The organism is Amycolatopsis sp. NPDC059021, assembly GCF_042739895.1.
GTDB lineage: Bacteria > Actinomycetota > Actinomycetes > Mycobacteriales > Pseudonocardiaceae > Amycolatopsis.
Window position 1 is genome coordinate 7,494 of record NZ_JBHYIQ010000127.1, and the last position, 5,665, is coordinate 13,158.

At 67.4% G+C, this 5,665-nt stretch carries 4 protein-coding genes; 1 reads left to right on the plus strand and 3 read right to left on the minus strand.

Annotated elements, in window-relative coordinates:
- Nucleotides 1–122: 122 nt before the first annotated feature.
- The gene (locus ACFWX1_RS42845) at nt 123–317 is read right to left on the minus strand and encodes a PspC domain-containing protein (RefSeq protein WP_378327921.1); all 195 of its coding nucleotides are present in this window, start codon (nt 315–317) and stop codon (nt 123–125) included.
- Between the two features lie 295 nt (nt 318–612).
- Here ACFWX1_RS42845 and ACFWX1_RS42850 point away from each other — a divergent pair, with 295 nt between their 5' ends.
- On the plus strand, nt 613–1,428 hold the full coding sequence (locus tag ACFWX1_RS42850; protein ID WP_378395631.1) for a hypothetical protein: 816 nt from the start codon (nt 613–615) through the stop codon (nt 1,426–1,428).
- A 135-nt stretch (nt 1,429–1,563) separates the two neighbouring features.
- On the opposite strand, the gene ACFWX1_RS42855 is transcribed toward ACFWX1_RS42850, so the two are convergent.
- Nucleotides 1,564–2,997 (minus strand): radical SAM protein, encoded by a 1,434-nt coding sequence (locus ACFWX1_RS42855; protein ID WP_378395632.1) that lies wholly within the window; start codon nt 2,995–2,997, stop codon nt 1,564–1,566.
- A complete protein-coding gene (locus tag ACFWX1_RS42860) occupies nt 2,997–5,582 on the minus strand; it encodes a glycosyltransferase (protein ID WP_378395633.1) in 2,586 nt (861 codons plus the stop codon). The genes ACFWX1_RS42855 and ACFWX1_RS42860 overlap by 1 nt, the downstream gene beginning before the upstream one ends.
- Nucleotides 5,583–5,665: the final 83 nt, after the last annotated feature.

The window sequence follows — 5,665 nt, forward strand, 5'->3', positions numbered from 1 at the left end:
CCCGCTTCGCCCTTTCTCCGCTATATACGTTCTGTTTTTGGGGGGGCGGCACCGCCCCGTCGGGGGGGGCGCCCGCCCGGAGGGGGCCCCACCCCGCCACTGGAGTCCTTTGTGGACGCCGGTCACTCGCTGGGGATGACGGCCCACATCACGAGGTAGATCAGGAACTGCGGCCCCGGCAGGATGCACGACAGCACGGCGAGCAGCCGGACGACGCCCGGCGAGATGCCGAACCGTTGCGCGATCCCGGCGCACACCCCCGCGATCATGCGGCCACGGCGCGGCCGGGTCAGCTTCTGCGGCACGGGAGTACTCACGTCGTCACATCCTTCGTCGTCGGCGGCACTTCCGCCGTACAACACCAGTTCACCAGCGTGAAGCCGCGTTCGCATCAGGCAAGAGACGGACTCATCCCTTAGGGGCCGGCCGTACCGCTCGTCCACTTCGCCACGGGTAATTGCGCACATGGGGTGGCTTTTCCCGTACCACAAGTGATACTCACTCCCGGTGCCTTGGATCAGCCGACTACTGGCCCTTGCCCTGGGTAGCGCCGTTCTCGTCGCCGGATGCGCGAGACCCCAGGCATCGCCGGAGCCCCCGACGACAGCGCCGTTGACCGCGGTCAACGCCCTCGGCGACTTCGGCACGATCGACTACTGCAGCCTGCTCGACCTGCCGAGAGTGACCGGCGCGGGACAGGTCGTGCAGCCGCCCGGCCCGTCCTTCGAGTGGTGCCGCGCCCAGCTGACCGAGAACAACGTCCACCGGGTGGTGATGATCGGCCCGCTGTCCACGGACGTCGACCCGAACCTCAAGCCGTACGACTCCTACGCCGGGCCGACGCCGTCCGGGGTGAGTGTCCAGCAGTCGGCGTTCAACACCGACACCACCTGCACCCGGGTGATCACCTTCGCCGACGGGATCCGCCTCAACCTGTCCGTGACCGACGTCACCACGCCCGGCCCCGCCGACGCGCGCTGCGCCAAGGCGGACGCCGGGGTCGGCGGCGCGCTGGCCGCGATCACCGCGGGCAAGGTGGGCAGGCTCGCGTTCCCGGACAAGTCGTGGGGCCGGGTCGACCCGTGCCCGCTGATCGAAACGCACGACCTCGACGCCGTGAGCGGGCCGGAAACGAAACTTGCGCCGGCGTTGTCCGGGCACAGCTGCATCCGCGGCAAGGTGAGCCTGCGGCTCTCGGTCGACCAGACCGCCCCGCAGGGCCCGGCCGAAGCGCTCGGCGGGCGCGAGGCGCGAGTGAGCGCGTCCGGAGCGTTCTGCACGGTCGACGCCTCCCAAGCCGCGCCGGGACCGCCGGGGCGGAACGAGAAGGCCGAACTCATCGTCGTCGAAACCGCGGGCGACGCGAACGACGCCACGTGTGCCGCCGCCCGCTCCGCCGCCTCCGTCGTCTTCCCGAAGCTCCCCTGACCCATCACCGCGAGTCCCCCACTCCCGTCGCCGAGTCCCACACTCGCGCGTCCGAGTTCCCCACTCGGTGAAGCCGCGAAGGGGGAACTCGGGCTCCTGAACGTGGAACTCGGGCGTTTGAATGGGGGACTCGGGTCAGGCGAGTTCGGTGTTGATGATCGCTTCGACGAGGACTTCGCCGTCAGGGGTCAGGGTGACGGTGCCGCGGGCGGGGTCGAGGTCGGCGAGGCCGCGCGAGGCCAGTGCGGAGAAGCGGCTCAGCCATGGCTCGTCGAACAGGGAGCGGCCGAAGCGGCGGCGATGCAGCGCGTCGTCCAGCGGGCGCAACGTCGTGAGCGCCATCTTCACCGCGCGCGCCTCCTGCGCCCGCGCGCCGAACCGCGTCGCCGAGCCGAGCGGGATCCGGCCCGCGTCCACCGCCTCCGAGTACCGCTGCCAGTGCACATCGGTGATCGCCTCCGACGCGCGGCAGCTGGAACTGCCACCCAGCCCGATCGCGACCTCGGCCTCCTGCTTGTCCTGGTCGACCATGATGGCCTTCCACTTCTCCGGCTGCCCGCCGCGGGCGAAGTACATCGTCGGCCACTCGGTGTACCCGTTGCCGCGCAATCCTTCCGTGAGGATCTCGCGCATCTGGTACTGCTCCCCCAGCGTCGGCCAGTGATGCCCGCGCCCGGCCATCCGGTCGCGGTAGTCGGGCAGTTGCCACGCCGCGGGCTGCACCCCGGCCACCCCGGTTCGAGTGTCCGAATAGGACTTCAGGTGCAGCTTCGTGCAGACCACCGCTGTCGGTGCCAGGTCCAGCACGACGTCCAGATCGCGCCGGACGCTGTCGACACTCTGGTCGAGCAGGCCGTACATCAGGTCGATGCTCACCCATTCGAATCCGAGCTTCTGTGCGTTACGGACGAAATCGGCGCACATCGCCGACGTGTGCTCGCGGCCGCACAACTCCAGGACGTGGTCGTCGAACGACTGCACCCCGCTCGACAGCTTCGTGCAGCCCAGTTCGGCCAGCAGTTCCAGCTTCTCCGGGGTGAACGTGCTCGGGTCGCCCTCGAACCGGATCGTCGTGTCCGGGCCGAACGCGAAGTTCTCGCGGTAGAAGTCCAGCAGCCGCCGGATCGCGTCGCCGGGCAGCAGCGACGGTGTACCACCGAAAACGTTGAACTCGCCGATCGGGGCCTTCGCCAGGTTCGGCACCTTCTCCAGCCACAGCCTGGCCTCGCGGATGTTCCAGTCGACCCACTGCGCGGCCTTCGTGTCGGCGACTTCGGGTTCGCCCTTGACCAGCACCACCGGGTACTGGCAGAAGCGGCAGCGATAGGCGCAGGTCGGGATGTAGGACCACAAATGGATCGGCGCGGTGTCCGCCAGTTGGACGTCGAGGTCGGCGAGGAAGTCTTCCGTGGCGTAGCCGACTTCGTTGCCAGGAAAGACATGTGCGCCGAACGGGTCCTCGGTGACGTAGTCGAGCAAGTGCCGGTTGGCGGAATCGACCAATGCCTTCTGGACAGCGGGAACCGGCGCGGACGGGTCGATCGCGAGCAGGGATTCCAGCGCGTCCATCAAAACACCCCGCCGTTGCCGAAATAGTCGTGCGCGTCGCCGGATTCCCGGTCCTCGCAGTAGTAGTGCACGAACTCGGCGAACCGTTCCGCCGGGACTTCGGCGAGACACGGCGGAAGCGGCGGCGGGTACCCGATGTCTTCGCCGACCGTGGCACGCAAGCGGGCGAAGATCTCCTCCCGGAATTCGAAGTACAACCGGAACGACGGCGTCTTGTACGAGTGGATCGGGGTGAAATCCCGCAACCGCATCTCGTCGGTGATCTCGGCGATCCGCCGCCGAAGGCGCCGCGCCAATTCGGCACCGAAGAACTCGACCACCTTCGCATCGTCCAAAAGGGACGGGGTGAGCAGCACCGGCAGGATGGTGTTCTTCGGCGTGAAGTCCTTGATGGAGAATTCCCACGCCTGCTGGGCTTGCACCTCGGTGAGATCGACCTCGCGGTCCACCACCGGGTCGTCGACACGAATGTCGCGCATCACGATGGTGCCGCCCGACCCGTACGCCGTGCCGGTGATGACCTCCTCGATCGCGTGGTTGACCCGGCGCGGGTTGATTTCGACGCGAGAGAGCGGCGCGTAGCCGATGTCCTCGCCCGAAGCACGGACCTTGATCCCGAAGTCCCAGTCGTCGGAGAGGTGGTTGACGAACTTCCCGTCGCGCAGCTGGTAGAAGATTTCGACGCCGCCGACGGCCTCGTAGACGTCGCGATCCACCGCGAATCCCTTACCGTCGGGGAAACCGCCGAACAGCGAGAAGGTGACCTCGCGGCAGCGCAGCGTCCGATCGATCGCGTGCCATAGGCGCGGCCGGTGCGTGAAATGCGCGGGTTTGTAGTAGTAGTTGCAGACGCCGATGGCCTTCTTGTCCGACTCCATCGCGGCGAAGAGCTGCCACAGCCAATCGGGAGCGACACGGCAGTCCGCGTCGGCACCGACCAGGTAGAACCGGCCTTCGTCGGCGGCGGCCCGGCGCCTGCTGCGCGCGGCGGCGAAGTCCATTCCGGTGCGGCGGGCGCACGCCGGGCCCTGTTCCGGTTCGGGGATGAGGTGGAGCGCCAGGTCCGGGTGCTCGGCGGCGAACCGGGCGACGACGTCGGCGGTGTCGTCGGTGGAGTTGTTGTCCACCAGCACGATCTCGTACAGCGAGCGATCAAGCGGCGCACCGTCGGCGTCACGCTGGTCGTAGAGTGAGTCGAGCGCCGATGGCAGGTTCGCGGCCTCGTTGAACACCGGGACGACCACGCTCATCCGGACCCGCTCGCCCATTGGCGCGGGAAGCAGGCGATCCACCAGCGCCTCGGCACGGTCCAGGCCGATCCGGCGTTCGCCCAGCCGGAAGTTGTGCTCCGCCATCTCCGCTCGCTTTCGCTCGTCGGTCAGGAGTTCGGCCACTTCGTCCACAAAGGACTCGGTGGGCAGGTCGTGTGCGATGATGTCCAGTACCGGCGCGCGGAAGCCGTGCGATCCGTACACCGTGTCGTACAGCTCATAGCGCGTGCTCAGGTACGGAACGCGGGACGCGATGGCCTCGCCGATCGGGTTCCCGTAGCTTTCGTAGTCGTAGGAGGTCAGGAAGGACATGACGGTCGCGTGCGCGAGCAGGTCACGCACCGAGTACCCCTCGGCCGACGGACTTTCCCGCGGTGCCAGCCGTCCGCCGAACACGACTCTGTCTCGCACCCCCAGCCCTTCGGCCAGCGCCGTGAGCCGCGCGTACTCCTCCGGCGATTCGCCGGTGTCTCCGGCGACGAAAAGCCATGCCTCGACCCGGCTTTCCAGCGCGGCGAGCAGGTGCAGGTCGCGGTCGATGCGTTTCTGCCGGATGATCCGCGTGCACCGGGCGATCAGCGGGACGTGCCCGGGAATCCCGAACTCGGCCCGGAATCCGGCGTTGCGTGACGTGATTTCTGCCGTCGCGTGCGTGAACGTATTGGGGAGTACGGTGAGATCGCGCAGGCCCGGCACCCAGTCGAGCATCTGATCGCGTGCTCTGGCGTGCAGAACGACGTACTGAATGAACGGAGAATCGCGGGGCGCGACGGTGCCCGGATACGGGAACTCGCCGTATTTTCCCGTTCCCGGTTCACTCTGCCACATCAGATCGTGGTCACGCCAGAGGACGAACCGGCCGAGTCTTCTGCTCGTACCGTATTCCTCGATGGCCCGGTACAACGCCTCGGTGTAGACGACGTTCTCCGGCAGCGTGCCGTTCTCCACGATCACGAAGGACACGTCCAGCCGGGCCCATTCGTCGAGGATCAGGCGTTTTAGCTGTTCTGCCAGGGGGTCTACTCGCTCGTCACGGCAGCCGAGGCCGGTCATCAGCTCGGCGACGAGCTCCGGACCGTAACCCGGCAGTCGCTCGACTCCGGCAACCCGGCTCAGCTCGGCCCATTCGGGCAGCTGCCGCTGTTCGTCCCGGTACGGCCGGAAAAACGCGTTCTTGTCGGCTTTGACGTCATAGCCGAGGTCGAGACAGATCCGGAAACCCCGATCCCGGAATATCCGGGCCGTCTTGACGAACTCCACGACAAGCCCGGATATCGGCGCGGCGTCGAAAGAAATTCCCCATAAAGTCGCCATCCCCGTCGATCATACCCGCCGAAGCGACCTCCACAACCCTCTTGGCGCAATGCCGTTAAGGCCACCTTACGGGCGTCTGACGC